This is a genomic window from Pantoea sp. A4, assembly GCF_000295955.2.
GTDB classification, from domain to species: domain Bacteria; phylum Pseudomonadota; class Gammaproteobacteria; order Enterobacterales; family Enterobacteriaceae; genus Pantoea; species Pantoea multigeneris.
In genome coordinates this window covers 14121-38178 of record NZ_ALXE01000068.1, presented here as the reverse complement: position 1 = coordinate 38178, position 24058 = coordinate 14121, and the positions used below count along the sequence as shown (strand labels likewise).

The window sequence follows — 24058 nt, the reverse complement described above, 5'->3', positions numbered from 1 at the left end:
AAACTGGCCCGGTTGGGCCAGTTTAGGCAGGTCGCAAAGCGTGAAAGGGGGCTTAACGCATGGTCACAAACTCTTCCGCACCGGTGGGGTGGATCGCCACGGTGTTATCGAAATCTTTTTTCGTCGCGCCCATTTTTAACGCCACCGCAAAGCCTTGCAGCATCTCATCCATGCCGTAGCCAATGCCGTGGATACCGACAATCTTCTCTTCCGGGCCAACGCACACCAGCTTCATGCGGCACGGCTGGCGGTGCTGGGTCACAGCGGTATACATCGCAGTAAAGGCCGATTTATACACTTTCACCTGGTCGTCGCCATACTGCTCACGCGCTTCGGGCTCGGTTAAGCCTACGGTGCCAATCGGCGGGTGGCTGAAGACCACGGTGGCGACATTGCGGTAGTCGAGGTGTTCATCCGGCTTGTTGTTAAACAGGCGCTCAGAGAGGCGGCGGCCTGCGGCAACGGCAACCGGCGTTAATTCAACGGCGCCGGTGTTATCACCCACGGCATACACGCCAGACACGTTGGTATTCTGGAACTTATCTACCTGAATGTAGCCTTTGTCATTGAGCGCTACGCCTGCGGCGGTAATGTTCAGATTGTCGGTGGCGGGCTCACGACCAATCGCCCATACCAGGCAATCTACCGTTTGCTCATCGCCATTTTCCAGCTGTAGGGTCAGGCTGCCATCTGCATTCTTCACCACGGCTTTTGGCGTGGCATGGGTGTGCAGGGTTGGGCCTTCGGTGTTCATCACCTCAACCAGCGTTTCACTCAGCAGGGGATCGAAGCTGCGCAGCGGCGCATGTTTACGTACATACAGGTGCGTTTCTGCGCCTAGCGCGTTAACGACGCCAGCCAGTTCAACGGCGATATAACCTGCGCCGACGACTGCCACACGTTTTGGCAGTGCATCCAGCTCGAAGAAGCCATCGGAATCAATGCCGAATTCTGCCCCTGGCAGATCAGGCTGAACCGGGCGGCCACCGGTGGCGATCAGAATGTGATTCGCGGTAATAATTTCACCGTTAACCTCAACCGAATGTGCATCCACAAAGCGGGCAAAGCCTTTAATGACATCCACCTTGTTCTTGCCCAGTACGTTGTCGTAAGAGGTGTGGATGCGGTCAATATAGGCGCTACGATTGGCCACCAGACGCTGCCAGTCAAAATGATTTACGGTGGTATCAAAGCCATAATCCGGGCCATACAGATGGATAGCTTCGGCAATCTGGGCCGCGTGCCACATCACTTTCTTCGGCACACAGCCAACGTTAACGCAGGTGCCGCCCAGCTCTTTCGCTTCAATCAGGGCGCATTTCTGGCCATACATCGCCGCACGGTTAATTGAAGCAATGCCGCCACTGCCGCCGCCGATGGCGAGGTAATCGTAATGTCGGGTCATGGTGTGTCCGTTCAGTTAATAGAGGGAGTGGAACAGAGTTTAACGCCGCCGCAGCGGCCAGCACAAAGATTGCACCTATAGCTGGAAGAGGTTTACATTTACTTTCCGCTAAAAGGGAAGCATAGCATGCAACTGACATTTCTCGGCACTGGCGCAGGGGCGCCAAGCCTGCAACGTAACGTAACCGCCATCGCGCTGACCCGCAACGAACGGGGTGATAGCTGGATGTTTGACTGTGGTGAAGCCACCCAGCATCAGTTTATGCGTAGCGCGCTCAAGCCAGGCCGGCTACAGAAGATCTTTATTACCCACCTGCACGGTGACCATATCTTTGGCCTGCCAGGCTTGCTCACCAGCCGTTCGATGGCTTCAATCCCGGAGCCGTTAACCGTGTATGGGCCAAAAGGCATTCGCGCCTTTATTGAAACCGCCCTGACGCTGAGCAGCTCATTTGTCACCTTTCCGTTTGAAATCGTCGAGATTGAAGCCGGATTGATTGTGGATGACGGCGAGTTTCGCGTGACTGCCTGGCCGATGAACCATGTGGTGGAGTGCTATGGCTATCGGGTTGAGCAATATGACAAGCCGGGCTTTCTGGATGCGGCACGGCTGAAGGCAGAAGGCGTACCGCGTGGCGTGTGGTTCCAGGATTTAAAAGCGGGAAAAACCGTGACGCTGCCAGACGGGCGGGTGATCAACGGGGCGGACTACCTTGGCCCCTCCACCAAAGGCAAAGTGCTGGCGCTGTTTGGTGATACTGCGCCCTGTGAAGCGGCGCTCTCGATGGCGGCGGGCGCGGACCTGATGGTGCATGAAACCACGCTGGAAGCGGCAATGGAGGAGAAAGCCAACGGACGCGGGCACTCCACCACCGTGCAGGCGGCACGCGTTGCTCAACAGGCAGGGGTGAAGCGCTTGATTGCGACCCATTTCAGCTCACGCTATATCGCGAAAGATAAAGAACGTCTGTTGGCCGAGTGCCAGGCGGTGTTTCCCGCCACAGAACTGGCGCAGGATTTTGCCGTATTTGAGTTTTGAAAAACCGGGAGCACAGGCTCCCGGTTATGTTTGTGTAAATCAACCACTGCCGTAATGCACCACGCTATCCACGTCGCAGATTCAGGTCTTACTCTGGCACAATCCACTCTACTTTGGTGTGGCCGTTGCCGTTTGGCACCAAAGTCTTGTGCAGCCACGGCAGCAGCTCACGCATTTGTTGCTCGAGCTTCCACGGTGGGTTGATCACAATCATGCCGGAGGCAGTCATACCGCGCTGATCGCTGTCTGGGCGAACCGCCAGCTCGATTTGCAGGATACGACGGATGCCGGTGGCTTCCAGATCGCGCAGCATATGTTTGATCTGCTGGCGCATCACAACCGGATACCACAGTGCGAAAATGCCGGTATTAAAGCGTTTGTAGCCTTCCTGAATCCCTTTCACCACGGCCTGATAGTCGCTTTTCATTTCGTACGGCGGGTCAATCAGGATCAGACCACGGCGCGAGGGCGGTGGCAGTTTTGATTTCAGCTGCTGATAGCCATCAGCACGCTCTACGCGTGCGCGTGCATCTTTGCTGAATTCATTGCGCAGTAGCGGATAGTCGCTGGAGTGCAGTTCAGTCAGTTGCAGCTTGTCGTCTTCACGCAGCAGGTGGCGGGCAATCAGCGGTGAGCCTGGGTAGTAGCGCAGGTTGCCGCTGTGGTTCAGCGATTTCACTGCGGAAAGCCACGGTGCCAGCAGCTCAGGTGCGTCCGGCTGCTGCCAGATACGACCAATCCCTTCGAGATACTCTCCGGTACGTTCGGCGTGTTCGCCGCTCAGCTGATAGCGACCCGCGCCCGCATGGGTATCGAGATAGAAGAACGGTTTCTCTTTCTCTTTCAGCGATTCAATAATCAGGCTCTGAACGGTGTGTTTCAGCACATCGGCGTGGTTGCCAGCGTGAAAGCTGTGGCGATAACTAAGCATTCTGTCTTATCCTGTTGAATATAAAGTAATTTAATTGATTTTTAGTCAATTTTTGCACAAAAATTACCCCACGGATTACCCCACAGGCTATCGCACAGCGATATGGCAGGAAAAAGCATGAGAACCGATTGTGGCGGAGGATTATATCAGGGATGGCGTACAGATGCGGGGTAATCTCCAACGCGGCTTCAGGACTTTTGGGCCGATCAGTAGAGCCATTTTCCGGCGATGCCAGAGGCAACAATCATTTTCACCGTCAGATTTTGCGCGGGCTGATGTTGGGTTTTCAGGTAGTCCGGCAGAATGCGATTGGGTAAAAATCGAATGCCTGGATTAGGAAAATAGCGGCTGAAGTCAAAATTCTCAGCATCTACTGCGAACCGTTGAAAAAACTCGACAAAAAAAGCTTCTGCATCCTCCGGCAATACCGGCTCGTTGCCAAGATTCAGCGAGGTCTCTTCAGACATTTCCCAAAAATGTTGTTGGATGAGATGCATAATTTCATTGGATTTATTCATTGTATTCTGTCCACCTTTTTGACAATCAAGTTATAACGGCGAATAGCATTGGTTGTGATCATGGTAACATCATATGCAGTTATTGCGACTCCCAAAAAAGGAACCCATCGTCCAACAAAAGCACCTATATTTTTAGTATAGGTAGGTTTTCCTTTGATCATGTTATTCCATGTCAGAGTGAGTTTTTTTTCTCTAAATCTTCCTTTTATAAGGGTTCGAGCCGCTAATGACAAAAAACTGGTTCCTTTTGTAGCATTACGAGCATCTATTTTTCCTCTTACAGGTATCAATGGCAATCCACCTATAATAGAGGCCAGTGCAAAAATATCCTTTACACCTCCAAGTTGTTTGTCAGCCTCATCTATAAAAACCCAAAATAATAATTCTATTTTATCTAAGTTATGCATTCCATCAAAAAAATAAGTTCCATTAAGTTCTTCTACCGTATCCATATCTATATCCTTTAATGGTTAAATTATAATATTTGCCAGGTTAATTAGTGATGCTATTTGCAAACACAGCATTAGTAACTTGATGTTATTATCATTTCAAGCCTGATTAATCTTGTAATGACTGGCGTTTGATTAAAATCAATGAAGTGTTACTTAAATGTAATCAGAGATCACAATTTTGTAATCATCAAATTTTTGCGCAGCTCACTAATCGTGGGGGTACCTCATTCCGCACCTCTAACACCCCTGCTGCCATTGATTTTCACTACACTTAGCCGCATGTTAGTGGAATTGCGTTGCGCGGACCCCGCGCCCCATACTTCGATACAAGGACAGCGCTATGACCAATCCGTTACTCACGCCTTTTACCCTGCCACCTTTCTCTGCCATCAAACCTGAACATGTCGTCCCTGCGGTTACTGAGTTACTGGCGCAGTGCCGTGCTGAGGTAGAAAAAGTGGTTGCGCAGGGCGCACCGTATAGCTGGGATAACCTGGTTCAGCCGCTGGCGGAAGTGGACGACCATCTGGGTCGCGTTTTCTCTCCGGTAAGCCACCTGAATTCCGTTAAAAACAGCCCGGAACTGCGTGAAGCCTACGAGCAGACGCTGCCGCTGCTGTCTGAGTACAGCACCTGGGTTGGCCAGCATGAAGGGCTGTATCAGGCCTATCGTGACCTGAAAGAGGGCGAGCAGTATGCCGGGCTGGATATCGCCCAGAAGAAAGCCGTTGATAACGCACTGCGCGACTTCGAGCTTTCCGGTATCGGCCTGAGCAAAGAGAAGCAACAGCGCTACGGTGAAATTGCTGCACGTCTGTCGGAATTAGGCTCGGCCTACAGCAACAACGTGCTGGATGCGACCATGGGCTGGAGCAAGCTGATCACCGATGAAAGTGAGCTGTCTGGTCTGCCGGAAAGCGCACTGGCGGCGGCCAAAGCCCAGGCGGAAGCTAAAGAGCAACAGGGCTGGCTGCTGACGCTGGATATCCCAAGCTACCTGCCAGTCATGACCTACTGCGATAACGCAGCACTGCGAGAAGAGCTGTACCGCGCTTATTCCACCCGCGCTTCAGATCAAGGCCCGAATGCCGGTAAATGGGACAATGGCCCGATCATGGAAGAGGAGCTGGCACTGCGTCACGAGCTGGCTCAGCTGCTGGGCTTCGACTCCTTCGCCCACAAATCTTTAGCCACCAAAATGGCGGAAAATCCGCAGCAGGTGCTGGACTTTCTCAATGACCTGGCGACCCGCGCGCGTCCGCAGGGTGAAAAAGAGCTGGCTCGCCTGCGTGCGTTTGCACAGAAAGAGTTCGGTGCCAGCGAGCTACAGCCGTGGGATTTGACCTACTACGGTGAAAAACAGAAACAGCACCTGTATACCATCAGCGATGAGCAGCTGCGCCCGTACTTCCCGGAAGCGCGTGCCGTCAGCGGTTTGTTTGAAGTAGTAAAACGCATTTACGGCATCACCGCGCAAGAGCGTAAAGATGTGGATGTCTACCATCCAGATGTGCGCTTCTTCGATCTGTTTGATGAAAGCGGTGAGCTGCGCGGCAGCTTCTACCTTGATCTGTACGCGCGCGAGCACAAACGTGGCGGGGCATGGATGGATGACTGCGTGGGTCAGATGCGTAAAGCGGATGGTTCACTGCAAAAACCGGTGGCCTACCTCACCTGTAACTTCAACCGTCCCGTGCAGGGCAAGCCCGCGCTGTTCACCCATGATGAAGTGACCACGCTGTTCCACGAATTCGGCCACGGCTTGCACCATATGCTGACGCGTATCGAAGCGGCTGGGGTTTCTGGTATCAGCGGGGTACCGTGGGATGCCGTCGAACTGCCAAGCCAGTTTATGGAAAACTGGTGCTGGGAGCCGGAAGCGCTGGCGTTTATTTCTGGCCACTACGAAACCGGCGAGCCTCTGCCAAAAGAGATGCTGGATAAAATGCTGGCGGCGAAAAACTACCAGGCGGCGCTGTTTATCCTGCGTCAGCTGGAGTTCGGCCTGTTTGATTTCCGTCTGCACACCGAATTCAACCCGGAAAAAGGGGCGCAAATCCTTGAAACCCTGCGTGAAGTGAAAAGCCTGGTGGCTGTGGTGCCAAGCCCGTCGTGGGGTCGCTTCCCGCACGCCTTCAGCCACGTGTTTGCGGGTGGCTACGCCGCCGGTTACTACAGCTACCTGTGGGCCGACGTGCTGGCCGCAGATGCTTACTCACGCTTTGAAGAAGAGGGAATTTTCAACCGCGAAACCGGTCAGTCTTTCCTCGACAACATTCTGACGCGTGGCGGTTCTGAAGCGCCAATGGAGCTGTTCAAACGCTTCCGTGGCCGTGAACCACAGCTGGATGCGATGCTGGATCACTACGGTATCCGGGAAGAAGCGTCCGCGTGAAAATTGGTTTAGTTGATGAAACAGGCACCGGAGACGGTGCCTTACTGGCTTTAGCACAGCGCTGGGGCTTAGAGCAGGATGAGACTCACCCGATGGCGCTGGTGCTGACCGCTACGCATCTGGAACTGCGCAAGCGGGATGAACCGAAGCTCGGCGGGATCTTTGTCGACTTCGTTTCTGGCGCGATGGCGCACCGTCGGCGCTTTGGCGGCGGTCGTGGTGAGGCAGTAGCAAAAGCCGTGGGCATCAAAGGCGGCTATCTGCCGGATGTGGTGGATGCGACCGCAGGACTCGGACGCGATGCCTTTGTACTGGCGGCATTAGGTTGTCGGGTACGCATGCTGGAACGCCATCCGGTGGTGGCTGCGCTACTGGACGATGGCTTGCAGCGCGGATATCAGGATGCTGAGATCGGCGGCTGGCTGCGCGAGCGGCTGACGCTGCTGCATGTTGCCAGCCAGGTGGCGTTGAGCGAAATCACACCGCAGCCGGACGTGGTTTATCTCGATCCGATGTATCCGCACAAGCAGAAAAGTGCGTTAGTGAAGAAAGAGATGCGTGTGTTTCAGTCGCTGGTAGGGGCTGATGATGATGCTGATGCGCTGCTGGAACCGGCACGCAGACTGGCTAAAAAACGCATTGTGGTGAAGCGGCCTGATTATGCAGAGCCGTTAGCTGGCGTCGTCACCCAGGATGCGGTAACGACTAAAAGTCATCGGTTTGATATCTATCCGCCGCTGGCGTAAATAAAACGGGCGGCTTTTACGCCGCCCGGTTCACTATTCGTCTTCTTCGTCGCGCAGCGGCACAATCAACATATCGATGTGCACGGTATTGATCAGCTGGCGTGCAGAGGACATCAGTTTGCTCCAGAAGTCCTGATGGTGACCGCACACGACCAAATCCACTTCATATTTTTTGATGGCATCAACCAGCACCTGACCAAGATCGCCACTGCCGCTCAGGGTTTCTGTCACCGGATAGCCGGCATTGGAAGAGAGGCTCTTCAGCGCGCTGTGTGTCTCTTCGGAGATGCGTTTTTGCATGTCACCTAAGTTGACGTCAATCAGGCCGGTGTAGAGATCGGAATAGTTTACGTCCACGTGAATCAACGAAATTTTGGCATCGTAAGGGCGTGCCAGAGAAACTGCCTTGTCTACCAACAGCTGGCTTTCCGGAGAGAGATCGACTGCAATCAGGATGTGTTTATAAGCCATGATATTACTCCTTCCTCGAGATTCATGATGGCAACCCACGCGCCTGCCGTGTCAATGATGGTGCCATCCGTTATAAAGCTGTGCCATCAGGGCGTTGCCTCAGGTAACGGCAGCTTATTGTTATACCTTGATTATAGACCGTTGTGTTAAAAATCCTGTAGAACCCAGCTTGCCTGTGAGGTAGATCAAAAAAGGTCGCGCCTCTGTTGCGTGAAACGCTAAACATCGCTGGAAAAAATTTTCTCGTTTCTCCTACACTAAAAATAGCTGGCAGGGTTTCTGGCCGGTCCAGGTCACAATAACAACGACAACACTGATGTCTGGCGATGAGCACAGCGCAGCCGGGAGGTAAACATGATCAGCACTATCGCGCTCTTTTGGGCGTTGTGTGTGGTTTGTCTGGTGAATATGGCGCGGTATTTCTCTTCGTTGCGAGCGCTGCTGGCGGTGCTGCGCGGCTGCGATCCGTTGCTGTACCAGTACGTGGATGGCGCAGGGTTTTTCACTTCGCACGGTCAACCCAGCAAGCAGGTACGGCTGGTGCGCTACATTTGGGCGCGGCGTTATCTTGATCACCACGACGATGAGTTCATCCGCCGCTGCCAGCGGGTGCGTGGGCAGTTTATTCTGACCAGTTCACTGTGCGGGTTAGTGGTGGTAAGTCTGGTGGGATTGATTATCTGGCATTAAAAAAAGCAGGCCATGTAAATGGCCTGCGGGAAAATTTATCTGGCTGTCATTTGTCTGGACATATACATCAGTAGATGCATTATCTCATGAGAAGGTTTTTCTCAACCAGAAAAGGTTTTTCTTTTCACTTTTTACACTATTTCCGGAGGAAAGTTTCTTCTGAGATGGTCGAAGAAGCATTTCACTCTATAGTTTTATGACCAGGGAAAAAACGATGCATCATTGCCTGGGATAATAAAGCGAAAGAGTCAGCGTTTTTATCGAACAGGTAAATAAGATTTTTCTCATCACTTAAAAATACATCAGCCACTGTCTGCTTGACTGATTGTAACTTTTTATCAGCATCTATTCTTTGTTCCCAAGCTAATGATTTATCATTTCTTTTAGTCAAAAGATCGTCCATTTCTATATCAAATTGTTTGGCATCTAATGTTTTTTTTCCATTGGCATTCGTTATAACGCTTGAGACAAGATTTTTCTCTATTTTGTTTAAGTTTTCGAGCTGTGAGTCAGAGTCAGTGAGTATTTTTAAATGCTTCCCCATGTCTTCAGGAAAAGGTCTTTTAGTTATGGAATCATAAATATTACCTCGAATGTCGCTGTATTTTTTTATGGGGTCGATAGGGGCATGGTAAAGAATATCATCGGTATTAGCTCCATAATGGCTGGCTTCGTGCGCGAAAACTCTTTTGTTTCTGGGCTCAAATAATGAGCTATAACCTATGGCTATACGTTTCATAGGATCTCCGGGGTGAGATAGCCCGGCGTAATTTTCGGTGTCAGCTAACCATACATTTTCAAGATTTACATCATCAGTGTATTGTACAATGCCTGATGTCGGGGTTAATTTGTCTTCAAAATCTTTCAGCAATTTTTTAGCGCTGGCATCGCTAATCTGCAGGTCATTTTTTAAAAAATCCACTACGTCCTGGCGAGAAGAAGATATTTTACCTTCTATTTTTTTAAACATATCAATAGTATCTTTCGTGCTTTCGCTAAGAGCTTTATAGGCATTTATTAGATCACTATCTTGCAGATGAATCGCATGTCTCTGACCTAAAGAAACGAAGCCACCCTGTTGGTTATGAGCTCCATTGCTTCTTACCATTATTGTGTCTTTTATAAAATCCTCTTCGAAATTTATAATACTCCTACCTACTGCGTTGTTTTGATCGATTTTTTGACTAATCATACGACCGCCATCCCATTGAGAAAGATTAGGATTAAGCGTATTCTTCAGTGTTTTTCCTCTAAGATCTTGGGGTATCAACTTCTTTTCAATACCATGATAATCAGCGGCGTTAAAAATTTTATTTTGATTGATGGGCGAGTTAGGCTCTAAAATGAGTTTTTTAGGTAGAGAAATCGTTTTCAATTTTTTACTGACTATGTCTGATGGCGACAAAGGTAAAACCAAAGATTCGACATGTTTTGCCGCAGATTTTGCAATATTACCTGTGAATTTTAGGAGTTCTTTGGTTATGGCTTTACGCATGATATTCCTCATGGCTTTACCCGTTATGCCACTAGCTTTAGCCGTCTTATAAACTCTATTAAGCACCTTCAGGGATGTTGCGGGGATTGTCACTGCTGCACTTATCCCAAAGCTCAAAATTGTAAAACCTAGTTCTATCGCATCAAGAATAACGTCCTCCAGTTCAAAATTATAGCCCTCATCAACCATGCTTCTTTGAATGACGTCAAAAAAAGGAATCATTGAACACAGGTGTTCCCACCATTTTTTAACTCTTTTGCTCTCCTTAATTATTTTCAGGTTCTCTTGCAGACTAAGTTTTATTAAAGACATAACAAGGTTTTTTACTGAGATACTTTTTTCTGAGATATCGTATGTTTTTATTAGATATTCATCATGTAGGTATTTTCCTGATTCTTCTCCCCGTGTCGCTTTTTTAAAGGGAGGCTTACCATTCCAGAGATAGCCGATCAAATCATCCATTTCTGTAATACTTAGTGCACCATTAGCTTGCCATAATAAATTTTTATAGAAACCATGCATTCTCTTGCCATTGACCTCACGGATGTCTCTCTTAATGATATTTTGGCCATGTATAGTGCTGAAAATATAGTTAACTCCATCCGAAGTGCTAAAGAAACTCACCGAACCAATGGGTTTATCAAACATATGAGGAGCAAAAGCAACAGGTTGAAACCTGTGGTTATGAATCTCTACCTTATAAGAAGAATGAAATGTAGCCCTCTTGTATATCATGTTGGTATCTATATTTGCGTTATCTAAAACCTCATCAGCCATAGCATCTTTTTCTTTATCAATATCATTTTCTAAATAATCTGAAAACTGTTTGTAATATTTTATCAACCCTTCACCATGATTTCCGGAAGTGTTTAGTTTACCAATTAAAATTGATAGCGGGAAAAATACTGTTTTAACGATATCTGCACCAGACGCATTGGAAGCGAGATATGCATTAGATACGCTGTTAGTGATAAGGTTTTCAGCTATGCCGGCATCAGAATCAGTGAACACCGTGCTATTTTTCATATCGTATAGCGAATGATATTCACTAACCCTTTTCTGTTCTTCAATAAGACCTTCTTTAAATGACTTGTAGTATTTTAAAGCGTCGCGATAAAACAAGTTTTCCTTTTTGTTGTTATGCTGCTGCAATATATTTGCAACAGCAATATTTAATTCAAAGTATTTATCCCCATCCTTTGGGTAATGATCAAATTCAACGATTTTATCATCCAGATATGTTAATTTTTCATTGCTTTCTGTTCCAAGGATTCTTTGCACAGCATAAGCTTTTGCTGCTTTTAGCTGGTAAAATCCATCGGGTATGGCTTCAAGTTCAACTGACTTTGTTTTTTCTCTGTTAACATCAAATTCTTTTTGTATTTCGATATCTTTTTCAACGCAATAAAGTGCGAACTGATAAGAAATTACACTATTGATACGTTGGACGATGGTTTTTTCATCCATTTCTGATTGTATAGCATATTCTGCATGTTCATATTTTGTTGTTATTTCTTTCTCGAGACGTACTTTTTCTTCCTCAAGGCTCACAATAACTGGTCTGGCAGGGTCAAATTTATTGTATTCCTCTTTATGAATCTCTGCACCCCTTGCATACGTGTGTTCCCTCGTAAAAAGAGGAGATGAATCGTCGATCTCCGCTTTAAATGCATTCTGTGCTTTTGTTTCGTTATAAAGAATCTCGTTCTTGTCAGAGATGTCATATCTTTGGCGTAAATACTGAGGTTTTTTTATTTTAATCCCATTGTCGAGCTGTTCTAACATATTTCTATAAATGAGTATGTATTCAAGGTGTTTTGTTATTTTAGATTTTTTATCAGAACCATAGTAAATTCCGGTGTCATAAATTACTCTATTTATCGCACTGTCATAATATGTCATCATGTTTTGGATTTGCACTTCATTAAGATTTGAAGAATATATCGTTTCAATTTTTTTTATCAGATCAAGGTTTTCTTTTTTATACACATGATTTGGATTGTTATAATTTCTTTCATACTCTTTAATTGCGTTGGTTATCCTGTGCATGTCTAAATTTTCGATGCTCTTTTTTATAATCGCTGTTTGTCTGATTCCATATCGATGCGGGCGTATGCTCATGGTGCCAGATAAAGAAGAAAGATAAGCCAGAGTATACACCGAATCATCTTTACTCAGCATCGAGTGAAGGTGCTCTGATGCATCTATCAATTCATTTACAATGGTATGGTTTTCTCTCCCTCTTTGGGCTACAATTTCATTGTAGATTTTTTTATCAACGTCAATAAGAAACTCAGAAGAGTTTACAGTTGCTATGTTCAGATGTTTTGTAGTTTCCTGATAAGCTATTTCTCTAAGTATTTTTACGGTTGCTTGTGAATATTTTTCATACTTGAAAAGTATATCAATAGCGCTATCAGGATTGAGTGTGTTTTCATCAGATGCAATGAGTTCAGCAGAAAAATCATCGTTTTCTTCCTTATAAGAATCATCCTGAGGCGCAGGTTTAGTCATTGCGTTATCAATTAACGTCAAAAATGTTAATATAACCGAGAGGTTTTTATTAATTATTCCCGTCGCTGCGGATGCTAATAACTTCACCGAGGTGATAGCGTTATTGTAAATATTATCTGTGGGGATTTTATCAGGGTGAGTGCTTCCAGCAGATGAAATATGTTTTTTCTCACCAATATCTACAATGCTAATTTTATTTCCAAATGAAGAGCGTTGCGTGTCTCCATGGGACGCTAAAGTATTCAGTGCAGCTCTGAGCCCTGGTAAGTTATCTGAGCCATCCGTTAAGACTGAGATAGCGGCTACATCTTGCACTGGGGCGTTCAGAGTTAGCGCTAACTTTTGATATTGCTCGGCGTTAAGAACATCAGTATATCGCTGCACCTCCGTTACCGCCTCGCCTGCCGGATCTGACACGAATATTGTGTAGCGGGCTAGCCAGGGAAGCGTTGCGCGAGACGTTTTAACATCACTCTCCGGTCGGGCTAATTGTTCAATGGAAAGATCAAAATTTGCCAACTCAACATACACCCCACGGAATGGCTGTTCTTCATCAATCAGTTGATGGAAGGTGGTGGTGACATCAGGTCCAACAACGCTGTTATGGGGCGGTTTAGCTGAAGCACCCAGTAAGGGATTCTCGCGAGGAGAAGTGCCAGGCTGTGTCAATCGACCCAGACGTTCTTTGCCCTGAGCCGCTGTTTCGTTCCAGCTCTCATGGCTGTGTTGTGTTGCATTATTACTGTGGCTAAATCGGGTGATTTCTCTTTCAGCTTCACCCTCGGCAATATTGAGTGATGTCCAGGTGGTGACATCCTGGCTGATGGCGTGTGAACCCAGCCTGATGGTCGGTTCTGAGATATTTCGTGGCGGAACGGGTAGTGATACTGGATTGACCCTTTCACCGGGCGTTGGATAAGGCAGACTAGCTGATGGGTTCTCTGAAGCCTGTAAATTATCAGAATCGGTAGAGCTTTCGCCGATGACTGAGTCGCCTGACAGAAGATTTTGCAAACCTACCCGCGGTGGGGCAAGCAGGCTCAACGTGCTTAGCACAGAACTGGCTGCTGCGGAGAAATTGGGTACGCGGGTAATGATTTTCCCCAGAAGTGATTCAGGCGGAGGCAACTGCCGATGTCTGTAACAATAAGCGGCAAGGAGGGCCAGTAAGAAAATAAACCCGGCTGACCCTAAGCCTGGCATCATGCTGATCCCACTTAATGCCCCACACCCAATCATCGCAACCGATTCAGCAATGGTTGCGGGCAAATGGCCCAGCATAAATTCTGCGATATAGGGAAGCAGTACCTGCGCAGTGGGGGTCGATAAAGCGGCCATAGCGGTTGAGGCCAGTGCTGCCTCAAGTGCATTCATCGAATTCAGCAAAACGCCAACCCAACCTGGGCTTTGACGAAACGCACGGAAAAGTTCCAGCGCTAGCTGGCCAGCAATTTTTGCTGCCTGGAAATAAAAGACAGGCGCTCCCATGGTTTGTGCGGCAAAACCGATCGCCCTGCCGGGGATGCTGGCTACCATTTGGCTATAGGTGTTGCGTAGCAGATGATCCATAACCCTGGAAGGTTCATCTTGCTGGATTTGGCCGGAAGCTGCCTCTGAAGGGGGATCAATCGTTGACGCCCCGCGGTCTCTGAAGAGCGGTATCAGTGCCGCCTGACGCAAAGATTCAAGATCCCCCTCTGCATCAATGGGCGTATTATTCAAATGGTCAGCTTGGTGGTGCTGGGCAAAACGCGTCTCGTTTGACATGAAAAAACCACTCCTCACCGATGAAAGTGACGTGATAGTTGATGAATTTTCAGGTCAAAAGTGAATCGTCAAAGTTGTTCTGTAGCGCTAAGGAATTATGTAAAGCAGACAGGATATTTTTCGCTACTGCTAAAAATATAGTCGTAGTAAGGAGGGAAGTAAATTTGGGCTGTTTCCTAAAACGCCAGAAAGCAAAAGGGCGACTTGCGTCGCCCTTAGAGGTTACACCAGCTTCAGTGCCAGCCAGTAGAGCGAGCCTGAGAGCAGAATACACACCGGCAGGGTAAACACCCATGCCATCGCGATATTCTTGATGGTGCGGCTCTGCAGCCCACCGCCGTCTACCAGCATGGTTCCCGCCACCGAAGAGGAGAGAATGTGCGTGGTAGAGACCGGCATACCGGTATAACTGGCGATACCGATGGAGACGGCCGCAGTCACCTGCGCTGACATACCCTGTGCATAGGTCATGCCTTTTTTACCAATCTTCTCACCGATGGTGGTTGCCACACGACGCCAGCCAATCATGGTACCGATGCCCAACGCCAACGCCACAGCGACAATAATCCACACCGGAGCGTACTCGATGGTGCTGGTCAGGTCGCCTTTCAGCTTGTTCAGGAAGCGTTTGTCGTCGGCATTGACTTCCGGCAGCTTAGACGCTTTGTCTGCGGTATCTGCGATACACAGCAGCAGACGGCGCATCTGGCCACGCTGTTCGATGCTGAGCTGATCGTAACTTTGCAGGTTATTCAGCAAGCCCTGAGCGTGTTGCACCGCAACCAGCGCACGTGCGCTATCGCAATGGAACTCTTGTGGGCCATTCACGGTTTCAACCGGAGCTGGCACGGCAGGTGGAGCCTGCGCCACGATTTCCGTCAGCGTCTGGTTATGCTGCTGATAATACTGTTCCAGGTGATTAACAGCATCCCGCGTGCGGGTGATGTCATACCCGGAGGCATTCATATTGACCACGAACCCGGCAGGCGCTACGCCAATCAGGACCAGCATGATCAAACCAATACCTTTCTGGCCGTCATTCGCACCATGTGAATAGCTCACGCCAATGGCAGAAACAATCAGGGCGATACGTGTCCAGAACGGGGGCTTTTTCTTGCCGTCAATTTTCTCGCGATCGGCGGGTGTCATATGCACGCGTGAACGCTTCTTAGTGCTGCTCCAGTAACGACGCAGCAGGAAAATCAACGTGCCAGCAATCACCAGACCGACGATCGGCGAAAGGATCAGGGACAGGAAAATATTCACCACTTTAGGCAGATTTAACGCATCCACCACGGAAGTGCCGGTCATCAGTGCATTGGTTAACCCAATACCAATGATGGCGCCAATAAGCGTGTGTGAGCTGGAAGCAGGCAGGCCCAGATACCAGGTGCCAAGGTTCCAGATGATCGCCGCCAGCAGCATGGAGAAGACCATGGCGAGACCGTGTGCAGAACCGACATTCAGCAGGAGATCGGTCGGCAACATATGCACAATCGCATATGCAACGCTCAATCCACCCAGCATGACGCCGAAGAAGTTGAAGATACCCGCCATCGCCACGGCGAGCTGTGGCCGCATTGCACGGGTATAAATAACCGTAGCAACCGCATTGGCAGTGTCGTGGAAGCCGTTGATTGCCTCATAAAACAATACGAACAGCAGGGCTAAAACTAATAACAGGCCGGTACTGACATCGAGCCCGGCAAACAGATGTAGCATAAGCGTTACGCCATTTTGGAGGACATGAACGCGGCGCATTATCCGCGACAACGTGCTGTATGGGAAAGGAAAATATAGCCCTTTTTTGACTTAATTATGTAACTTCGGCGGTTTGTTATGGGAAAAATCCCTAAAAATGAGCGTGTTACAATATGACATATTTACGGCATTTTTTTGACTCCGTTGCTCCATTCGCGTGGTTTATCGCCCGGTTAACGACATTTCGCTGCAATAACACTCATCTTTATCGGGGATAACCCCGCACCAAGGTAGCTTTGCCGCCAGTCGTTCACTACAATCTGCGCCTCTGAGAGTTGACAGGTGACCATCGTGGAAAAATTTGACGTTATCGTAATCGGTGCTGGAGCCGCCGGGATGTTTTGTGCGGCTCAGGCCGGGCAACGCGGTTTGCGCGTGCTGCTGTTGGATAACGGCAAAAAAGCCGGGCGTAAAATTCTGATGTCGGGCGGTGGTCGCTGTAACTTCACCAATCTCTATGCCGAACCTGCGGCCTATCTGTCGCAAAACCCGCACTTCTGCAAGTCTGCCCTGGCGCGTTATACCCAGTGGGATTTTATCGACCTGGTCAATCGTCATGGCATTGCCTGGCATGAGAAGACGCTGGGCCAACTGTTCTGTGATGATTCGGCGCAGCAGATTGTCGATCTGTTGCTGGCTGAGTGTGAGAAGGGCCAGGTGACGCTGCGTTTGCGCACCGAGATTATCAGCGTGGAGCGCGATGAAGCGGGTTACACCCTGACGCTGAATGGCACGACGGTGCAGGCAGCAAAACTGGTGGTCGCCAGTGGCGGGCTTTCTATGCCGGGATTAGGTGCTTCGCCGTTTGGTTATCAGCTGGCACAACAGTTCGGCCTTGAGGTACTGCCTACTCGCGCAGGTCTGGTGCCGTTTACCTTGCATAAGCCGCTGCTGGAGCAGCTTCAGGCGCTGTCTGGTGTGGCATTGCCAACCACCATTACCGCGCAGGATGGCACGCTATTTAAAGAAGCGATGCTGTTTACGCATCGTGGTCTCTCTGGTCCGGCGGTACTGCAAATTTCCAGCTACTGGCAGGCGGGTGAGTTTGTGCATGTCGATCTCTCACCGGAAACCTCACTGGATGACTTTATTAATGTGCAGCGTGCGGCCCATCCGAATCTCAGCCTGAAAAACAGCCTGGCGAAGATCCTGCCAAAACGGCTGGTCGAAATTCTGCAATTACTACAGCAGTTGCCGGATGTGAGCCTCAAGCAGTTAAACAGCAAGCAGCAGGCGGCGTTAGTGACGCTGCTGCACCACTGGCCGGTGCAACCCAACGGCACCGAGGGTTACCGCACGGCGGAAGTGACGTTAGGCGGTGTGGATACCGCACAGCTCTCTTCAAAGACCATGGAAGCGAAGTCCGTTCCGGGGCTGTACTTTATTGGCGAAGTGGTGGATGTCACCGGCTGGCTGGGCGGCTACAACTTCCAGTGGGCATGGAGTTCCGCCTGGGCGTGCGCGCAGGGGCTGTAAGGTAGCAGTTTTTCGCCCGATCGTAAGTCAATCGGGCACAAAAAAGCCTGCAACATGTGCAGGCTTTTGGTTTACAGCATCACGCTGCTAATCAGTAGTAATCACCGTGACGGTAATCCCATGAAGGGAAAATGTCCGACAGGTGAGACATGATCTTGTCTACGTCCAGACCTTTACGGATCAGGATTGGGCAAGGAGAGACTTTACGTTCGCCTTTCTGCTCTGGTACCAGTTTACCGGTGCTGTCTACCATGGAAACCATCACGCCCTGCTCATAGCGGGTTTTCTGGTCTTCGTTTGGCTGGATAGACTTCACGTAGTCGTTCGCAGCGATGATCAGGTCAGCGTGCTCTTCGATACGCTCGCCGATACCTTCAACCAGGCCACGGTTGCCTTTGCCTGATGGGTTAGCAGAGCTTGCGAAAGAGAACTTACCGTGGTTTTCCCACAGCTCTTTCGCCAGAATCTCGCCCGGCTTACCGAACTTGATCACGAAGCAGCTGGTTTCACGGCCATCCATCATCAGCTCTTTAGAGCCGTCGGTTGGGATGCGATCCAGTGCTTCCTGTTTCCACGGCAGGATGCAGCCCAACAGCACATCGCCATCCCAGTGGCGCTGATACAGTTCTTCGATTTCTGGGTTCAGCTGAGCCAGTTCTTTCAACTGCTCCATTGAGCCGCACAGAACCACACCTGGCTTGTTACGGTTACGCTGTTTAGCGTCGAATTTACGCTCCAGGCCGGCTTTATCAGAGGTCATGATGATGTAGCCAACTTTGGTTGGGCTGACGATCATGCCGCCTTCTTTGGCCAGGATTTCGATCGCTTCTGGCTGTAAGCCGCCGTTCCACTGTACTGTTTTGTTGCTCATGATTAGGCCTCTGTTAAAACCCCCGAAACCGGTTCGGGTAAGATAATTCGGTGTTGTTGCCTTCGATATTACGGGTTTTATCTCCGGCGGCAACCCTCCGCCGGATTGTTCTTCTGTAGCAACAATAGATGCTACACAACGCCTGAATCTGTGAGCACAGCGCTTATTTTAACGGCATGTCGATCACCTGTTGCGTGGTTTTGATCTCAGCAAACACGTCGGCAACACCCGTCAATGCAGCACGGTGTAGTGAGCGATGATCAACCACGCTATTATCCCAACTTACCAGGTCACGTGTGGCAGCGGCATCTTCTGGAATAATCACGCTGTAACCGAGCGGTACCGCATCACGCGCGGTGCTTGAGACACACATATGGGTCATCAGTCCGGCAACAATCAGCTGTTTAATCCCCAGGGATTCCAGCTGTGAGTGCAGGTCGGTGCCAACAAACGAGCTGGGTGTGGCTTTGGCGATAATCCGGTCGCCTTTCGCTGTAGAGGGTTGCAAATTGCGGTGGAATTCGGAGAACCGGCTACCTTCAGCAAACAGCGGACTATTGGCGGGGCCGAGGTGGCGTACAAAAAAGACGGGCATACCGTTTTTATGCGCATATTCCGTCAGGCGTTTCGCGTTGTTCAGCGCTTTTTCGCCGTCCGGGATGACCATTTTTCCACCCGGGAAATACTCATTTTGGAAGTCGATTAAGATCAGCGCCGTCTGGTTTTTTACCAGCTCAGTAGTTGCAGGCGCGCTACTTAGTGTACGAATAGTCGGTGCTTTAGCCGCCTCTCGGGTTTCGGCGATAGCGCTGCCACTGATAGCCATTGCTAATGCCAAAGTGCCAGAAGTAAACAATTTTTTCATTATCAGTTCCTTATTATTTCCGTGGTGTTGGGCTGTTTTCTGTCTCGCAGTATGTGCGGAAGTGCAGCCCGCAAGGAGTACCGTGAATGACAAAGAACGTGCAGATTGCGCCATTTCGCCCGGCCATTCGTGTGGGTGTCGTGGTGTTTGATGGCATCATCCCTTTTCATCTTTCTGTGCCACTGGCGGTGTTCGAGGCGGCTCACCAGGGGGAGGGTGCACCGTGCTACCAAATACATATCTGTGCGACGCAACCCGGCGAGCTTCGCACCAGCAGCGGATTTTCGATTGTGGCCGGGCAGGGTCTTGAGCAACTGGAACAGATGGACGTGGTGGTTGTACCGAGCTGGAATGAGAAACAACCGTCAGCAGAGCTGCTATCGGCGATACGGCAAGCGGCCGATCGCGGAGCAACTATCGTTGGGCTGTGCCTGGGTGCTTTTGTTCTGGCTGAGGCGGGTTTATTAGAGAAGAAACGAGCCACCACCCATTGGCGCTGGATGCAGGCATTTAGCACACGTTATCCCTCGGTGGATATCGATCGTGATGTGCTCTATGTCGATCTTGGTCAGACGATCACATCGGCGGGTACTGCCGCCAGTATCGACTGCTGCTTGCACCTGGTGCGAAGAAGTTGGGGTATGGAGATAGCGAATCAGGTGGCGCGTATGCTGGTGATCCCCCCTCATCGGCAAGGGGGGCAGGCGCAATATGTTGAACAGCCGGTGATAACCCGACCAGATGGCGATCGCTTTATGGCAGCACTGCACTGGGCTGCTGAACATCTCCAGGAACCGCTGACGTTGCAGCAACTGGCTAACCAGGCGCTGATGAGTTCCCGCAGTTTTTCCCGTCGCTTCCAGCAAACCACCGGTGGGTGTTTTAGCCAATGGCTACAGCAGCAGCGTATTGCACTGGCTCAACGCTATCTGGAAGGATCCAACCGCCCAGTCGAGCAGATTGCACTTTTGGCTGGATTTCCTTCAGCGTTGGCGCTGCGGCGTCATTTTAAAAAACAGCTTAACGTGACGCCGCAGCAGTACCGCAAAACCTTTCGCGGTCAATCAGGAACCGATGTCGCGTAATGCTTTGCCTTGCATCAGGTTACGTTCGATGTGTTCCAGGGTGACATGGCGGGTTTCAGGCACCAGCCAAATGGTGATCAGGATGAACACCACGTTCAGCGCGGCATACAACCAGAACGTTGGCGCATTACCTAACGTGTCCAGCAAGGTCAGGAAGGTGGCTCCAACCACCATATTCGCAACCCAGTTGGTGGTAGTGGAGGCAGTGATCCCGAAATCGCGTCCTTTCAGTGGCTGGATCTCCGAGCACAGCAACCAGATAACCGGGCCTGCGGCCATAGCAAAGCCGACGATAAACATCAGCAGCATAGCGATAGCGAAATACTGACGGAACGGCGTTTCTACGCCCATATGCAACAGCGTGCCGAGTACGCCCATACCCACCGTCATGATCAGGAAACTGGTCACCAGCATCGGCTTACGGCCCCAGCGATCCACCAGACCTACGGCGATCAGCGTAGAGAGCATGTTCACCGCACCAACGATCACCGTGCCCCACATCTGCTCGTGGGTGTTAGAGAAGCCCGCAATACTGAAGATTTTTGGCGCGTAATACATCACCACGTTCATACCGGTGAACTGCTGCATCACTTGCAACAGAATGCCGAGCCACACGGCACGACGGAAGTTGCTGTTGCTCTTAAACAGCGACCAGCCATGCTGCTTGACCTGCAAGCTTTCGCGGATCTCGTCCAACTCCTGCTTTGCCTGTTCATCGGAGCTACGCAAACGCGCCAACACGCGCTGTGCTTCATTGAAGCGGCCGTGGGCGGCCAGCCAGCGCGGGCTGTTTGGCAGGAACAGGACACCGATGAATAAAATCAGCGCCGGGAAAGCGATCACGCCCAGCATCCAACGCCAGCTGCCGCTGTAACTCAGGGCGGTGTCAGACAGATAGGCGACTAAGATGCCGGTGGTCAGCATCAGTTGATACATGGAGATCATCGAGCCGCGCACGCGCTCGGGGGCAATTTCAGCCAGATAGAGCGGAGCGGTGTAAGAAGCGATACCCACCGCGAGGCCGAGAATAACGCGGGCACCAATCAGCGATTCCACGCTGGGAGAGAAAGCAGACCACAGCGAGCCAATCACAAACAGCGTTGCACCGGCCAGCATGCTTTTTTTACGTCCGAGGTGGGAAGAGAGCCAGCCTGCGCCCAGGGCACCGATGGCAGCACCAAACATCATGCTGCTGACCACCCACTCCTGAGCATGATTACTGATATTGAGATCTTTAGATAAAAACGGTAACGCCCCGGCGATCACGCCGATATCCAGACCAAACAGCAGGCCACACAGCGCTGCCATAAAACAGACAAACCAGATAAACGACTGATTTTTTTTCCCTGAAAAAGGTTGGGCACTCATCCTGAACTCCTTAAAATTATGTCAAGAAAGGTAATGTTAGATAAGCATCGCCAGGAAAACAGTGTTACCGGTCACATGATGAGCGATTGCTGATTGGACGGCATAAGGCACGGGGCATCAATACAGCCGCGCGCATTGATTGCCATACTGCGCGTTTCGTCTCAGGAGATAAGCAGATGTTTTCATTCAGGAAGCCATTGGCACTGATGTGTGTTTCACTGGCGCTGTTGGGAAGTGCTTCAGCTTCTGCCGCGCATGTTTATGGCGAGCAGCTTGAGGGATTTAGCTACCCTTATCCGTTGCATCACTTCAGTTTTGCTTCTCAGCAGCAGCAACTGAGCATGGGATATATGGATGTTCCTGCGGAAAAGTCTGCTAACGGACAAACCGTGGTGCTGCTGCACGGTAAGAACTTCTGCGGAGCCACCTGGGACAGCACTATCAAAGCACTCAGTCAGCAGGGCTACCGGGTTATCGCCCCCGATCAAATCGGCTTCTGCTCTTCCACAAAACCGGCAAATTACCAGTACACCTTCCAGCAGCTAGCGCAGAATACCCATGAGTTATTGCAGAGCCTTGGGGTGGAGGATGCCACCATCGTCGGCCACTCTACCGGCGGTATGCTGGCGGTACGTTATGCGCTGATGTACCCACAGCAGACGCACAAACTGGTGCTGGTGAATCCCATCGGTCTGGAAGACTGGAAAGCGAAAGGCGCACCGTGGCGCAGTGTTGATCAGTGGTATCAGCGTGAACTGAAGCTCAATGCTGCGGGCATCAAGAAGTATGAACTAAGCACTTACTACGTAGGGAAATGGAAGCCAGAGTATGACCAATGGGTGGATATGTTGGCAGGATTGAACAGCGGGCCGGGCCATCAGCGCGTGGCGTGGAACTCGGCGTTGATTTACGACATGATTTTCACCCAGCCAGTTTATTACGAACTGAAAGACATTAAAGTGCCAACCACGCTGATGATTGGGACGGCGGACACCACCGCGATTGGCAGCGACATTGCGCCACCTGCGGTGAAGGCGAAACTGGGACACTACAATGTGCTGGGTAAACAGGCGGCACAGTTGATCCCCGGTGCGCACCTGATCGAATTCCCCGGTATGGGCCATGCCCCGCAAATGGAAGATCCGGCGCACTTCAATCAACAGCTGCTGAATGACCTTTCACGTTCCTGACGTCGGATTGGCGGCAGGGATCATCACTGCCGCGTCTGGTGCTTCTCGCGTTTGGCTGCGTACATGCGGGCATCGCTGCCTTCCAGTAGCTGCTCCAGGCTCAGCGGATGGAGCGGGTCAAACTCCACGATGCCGCTGGAAAAATGCAGCATATATTGTCGATGACGACTTTCCGTGTGCTGCTGCAAATAGTCGTCAAAGCGCACCAGCACGCGATGCGCATCATCAAGATGCAGGCCGTGGAACAGCACAACAAACTCATCACCGCCGAGACGGGCAAACAGGTCACCGTTGCGGAAACTCACTTTCATCGCATCGGCGAAATCGATCAACGCGTGATCTCCCTCTTTGTGCCCAAGGGTATCGTTGATCTGCTTGAATTTATCCAGGTCGAGAAAGGTCAGACAGGCAGGCTGATGCTTCACCAGGCACTCGTTTAACAGCAGCTGGCCTAGCGTCATAAAGCCACGGCGGTTGGTGATGCGGGTTAACTCATCAGACGTTGCGGTCTGGAAGGCGGTCAGCTCTGACTCCGCCATCGCCGCTAAATCGCGCAGCGTGGTGTAATCCTCGCTGTCAAAATGGCGTGGCTGATGGTCAATAATGCACAGCGTACCCACTTTCGCACCGCTCGGGGTACGCAACGGGCAACCGGCGTAAAAACGGACGGGCAGCTCATTATTCACGAGCGGATTATCATGAAAACGCTCATCTTCCAGCGCGTTCTCCACCACCATCACATCATCTTGCAAGATGGCATGGCCGCAGAAAGAGGTATTACGCGGCGCGGTCTGCGCGGCATAACCGGCGGCAGATTTAAACCACTGATGATCCTCTTCCAGCAAACTCACCAACGCAACTGGCGCATTAAATAGCCGACGGGCAAGACGTGTTAAACGGTCAAAGCGCTCCTCCGCAGGGGTATGCAGCAGATTGAGCGCGCGCAACTGTTGCAGACGTTGGGGTTCGTCTACCGGAAGTTCGGGAGCTTTCATGTGTCTTACTCTTTAATTATAAGAA

The 24058-nt window shown here is 50.4% G+C and carries 18 protein-coding genes; 7 read left to right on the top strand and 11 right to left on the bottom strand.

Going from position 1 to position 24058, the window contains the following annotated elements:
• Positions 1-52: 52 nt before the first annotated feature.
• Positions 53-1405 (bottom strand): glutathione-disulfide reductase, encoded by a 1353-nt coding sequence (gene gorA / locus B880_RS0123195; protein ID WP_017349848.1) that lies wholly within the window; start codon positions 1403-1405, stop codon positions 53-55.
• Positions 1406-1531: 126 nt separating this feature from the next.
• Between gorA and rnz the strand changes: the two genes are divergently transcribed.
• Positions 1532-2443 carry a ribonuclease Z gene (gene rnz, locus B880_RS0123190; RefSeq protein ID WP_017349847.1) on the top strand — a complete coding sequence of 304 codons (912 nt, stop codon included), beginning with the start codon at positions 1532-1534 and terminating at the stop codon, positions 2441-2443.
• An 88-nt stretch (positions 2444-2531) separates the two neighbouring features.
• Here the strand turns inward: rnz and B880_RS0123185 are convergent, their stop codons facing one another.
• From B880_RS0123185 to B880_RS0123175, 3 genes are all read right to left on the bottom strand, one after another.
• Positions 2532-3374: a 23S rRNA (adenine(2030)-N(6))-methyltransferase RlmJ gene (locus B880_RS0123185; RefSeq protein WP_017349846.1), complete on the bottom strand. Its 843-nt coding sequence runs from the start codon at positions 3372-3374 to the stop codon at positions 2532-2534.
• Between the two features lie 206 nt (positions 3375-3580).
• Positions 3581-3892: a DUF1493 family protein gene (locus tag B880_RS0123180; protein ID WP_017349845.1), complete on the bottom strand. Its 312-nt coding sequence runs from the start codon at positions 3890-3892 to the stop codon at positions 3581-3583.
• On the bottom strand, positions 3889-4344 hold the full coding sequence (locus B880_RS0123175) for an STM2901 family protein (protein WP_017349844.1): 456 nt from the start codon (positions 4342-4344) through the stop codon (positions 3889-3891). Before B880_RS0123175 ends, B880_RS0123180 begins: the two co-directional genes overlap by 4 nt.
• Positions 4345-4684: 340 nt before the next feature.
• Here B880_RS0123175 and prlC point away from each other — a divergent pair, with 340 nt between their 5' ends.
• Together prlC and rsmJ are read left to right on the top strand one after the other, a co-directional pair.
• Positions 4685-6739, top strand: a complete 2055-nt coding sequence (gene prlC / locus B880_RS0123170) for an oligopeptidase A (protein WP_017349843.1) — start codon at positions 4685-4687, stop codon at positions 6737-6739.
• Positions 6736-7485, top strand: a complete 750-nt coding sequence (gene rsmJ / locus B880_RS0123165; protein WP_017349842.1) for a 16S rRNA (guanine(1516)-N(2))-methyltransferase RsmJ — start codon at positions 6736-6738, stop codon at positions 7483-7485. The genes prlC and rsmJ overlap by 4 nt, the downstream gene beginning before the upstream one ends.
• Positions 7486-7518: 33 nt before the next feature.
• On the opposite strand, the gene uspA is transcribed toward rsmJ, so the two are convergent.
• The gene (gene uspA, locus B880_RS0123160) at positions 7519-7956 is read right to left on the bottom strand and encodes a universal stress protein UspA (protein ID WP_017349841.1); all 438 of its coding nucleotides are present in this window, start codon (positions 7954-7956) and stop codon (positions 7519-7521) included.
• Between the two features lie 354 nt (positions 7957-8310).
• Between uspA and uspB the strand changes: the two genes are divergently transcribed.
• Entirely contained in the window at positions 8311-8646 is a 336-nt protein-coding gene (gene uspB, locus B880_RS0123155) for a universal stress protein UspB (protein WP_017349840.1), read from the top strand.
• Between the two features lie 181 nt (positions 8647-8827).
• On the opposite strand, the gene B880_RS0123150 is transcribed toward uspB, so the two are convergent.
• Both B880_RS0123150 and pitA read right to left on the bottom strand, forming a co-directional pair.
• The gene (locus B880_RS0123150) at positions 8828-14422 is read right to left on the bottom strand and encodes a hypothetical protein (protein WP_017349839.1); all 5595 of its coding nucleotides are present in this window, start codon (positions 14420-14422) and stop codon (positions 8828-8830) included.
• A 222-nt stretch (positions 14423-14644) separates the two neighbouring features.
• Positions 14645-16144, bottom strand: a complete 1500-nt coding sequence (gene pitA, locus B880_RS0123145) for an inorganic phosphate transporter PitA (RefSeq protein ID WP_017349838.1) — start codon at positions 16142-16144, stop codon at positions 14645-14647.
• Positions 16145-16474: 330 nt separating this feature from the next.
• On the opposite strand from pitA, the gene B880_RS0123140 reads away from it, so the two are divergent.
• Entirely contained in the window at positions 16475-17659 is a 1185-nt protein-coding gene (locus tag B880_RS0123140) for an NAD(P)/FAD-dependent oxidoreductase (RefSeq protein WP_017349837.1), read from the top strand.
• Between the two features lie 91 nt (positions 17660-17750).
• Here B880_RS0123140 and B880_RS0123135 read toward each other — a convergent pair whose 3' ends face one another.
• Positions 17751-18530 carry an L-threonylcarbamoyladenylate synthase gene (locus tag B880_RS0123135; RefSeq protein WP_017349836.1) on the bottom strand — a complete coding sequence of 260 codons (780 nt, stop codon included), beginning with the start codon at positions 18528-18530 and terminating at the stop codon, positions 17751-17753.
• Between the two features lie 163 nt (positions 18531-18693).
• Positions 18694-19395: a cysteine hydrolase family protein gene (locus B880_RS0123130; RefSeq protein WP_017349835.1), complete on the bottom strand. Its 702-nt coding sequence runs from the start codon at positions 19393-19395 to the stop codon at positions 18694-18696.
• Between the two features lie 86 nt (positions 19396-19481).
• Here B880_RS0123130 and B880_RS0123125 point away from each other — a divergent pair, with 86 nt between their 5' ends.
• Positions 19482-20480: a GlxA family transcriptional regulator gene (locus tag B880_RS0123125; RefSeq protein ID WP_017349834.1), complete on the top strand. Its 999-nt coding sequence runs from the start codon at positions 19482-19484 to the stop codon at positions 20478-20480.
• Here B880_RS0123125 and B880_RS0123120 read toward each other — a convergent pair.
• Positions 20460-21848: a sugar porter family MFS transporter gene (locus B880_RS0123120; RefSeq protein WP_017349833.1), complete on the bottom strand. Its 1389-nt coding sequence runs from the start codon at positions 21846-21848 to the stop codon at positions 20460-20462. The two genes, B880_RS0123125 and B880_RS0123120, sit on opposite strands and share 21 nt — an antisense overlap.
• Before the next feature lie 176 nt (positions 21849-22024).
• Here B880_RS0123120 and B880_RS0123115 point away from each other — a divergent pair, with 176 nt between their 5' ends.
• Positions 22025-23038, top strand: a complete 1014-nt coding sequence (locus B880_RS0123115; protein WP_017349832.1) for an alpha/beta fold hydrolase — start codon at positions 22025-22027, stop codon at positions 23036-23038.
• A gap of 23 nt (positions 23039-23061) precedes the next feature.
• On the opposite strand, the gene B880_RS0123110 is transcribed toward B880_RS0123115, so the two are convergent.
• Positions 23062-24033 (bottom strand): GGDEF domain-containing protein, encoded by a 972-nt coding sequence (locus tag B880_RS0123110; protein WP_017349831.1) that lies wholly within the window; start codon positions 24031-24033, stop codon positions 23062-23064.
• Positions 24034-24058: the final 25 nt, after the last annotated feature.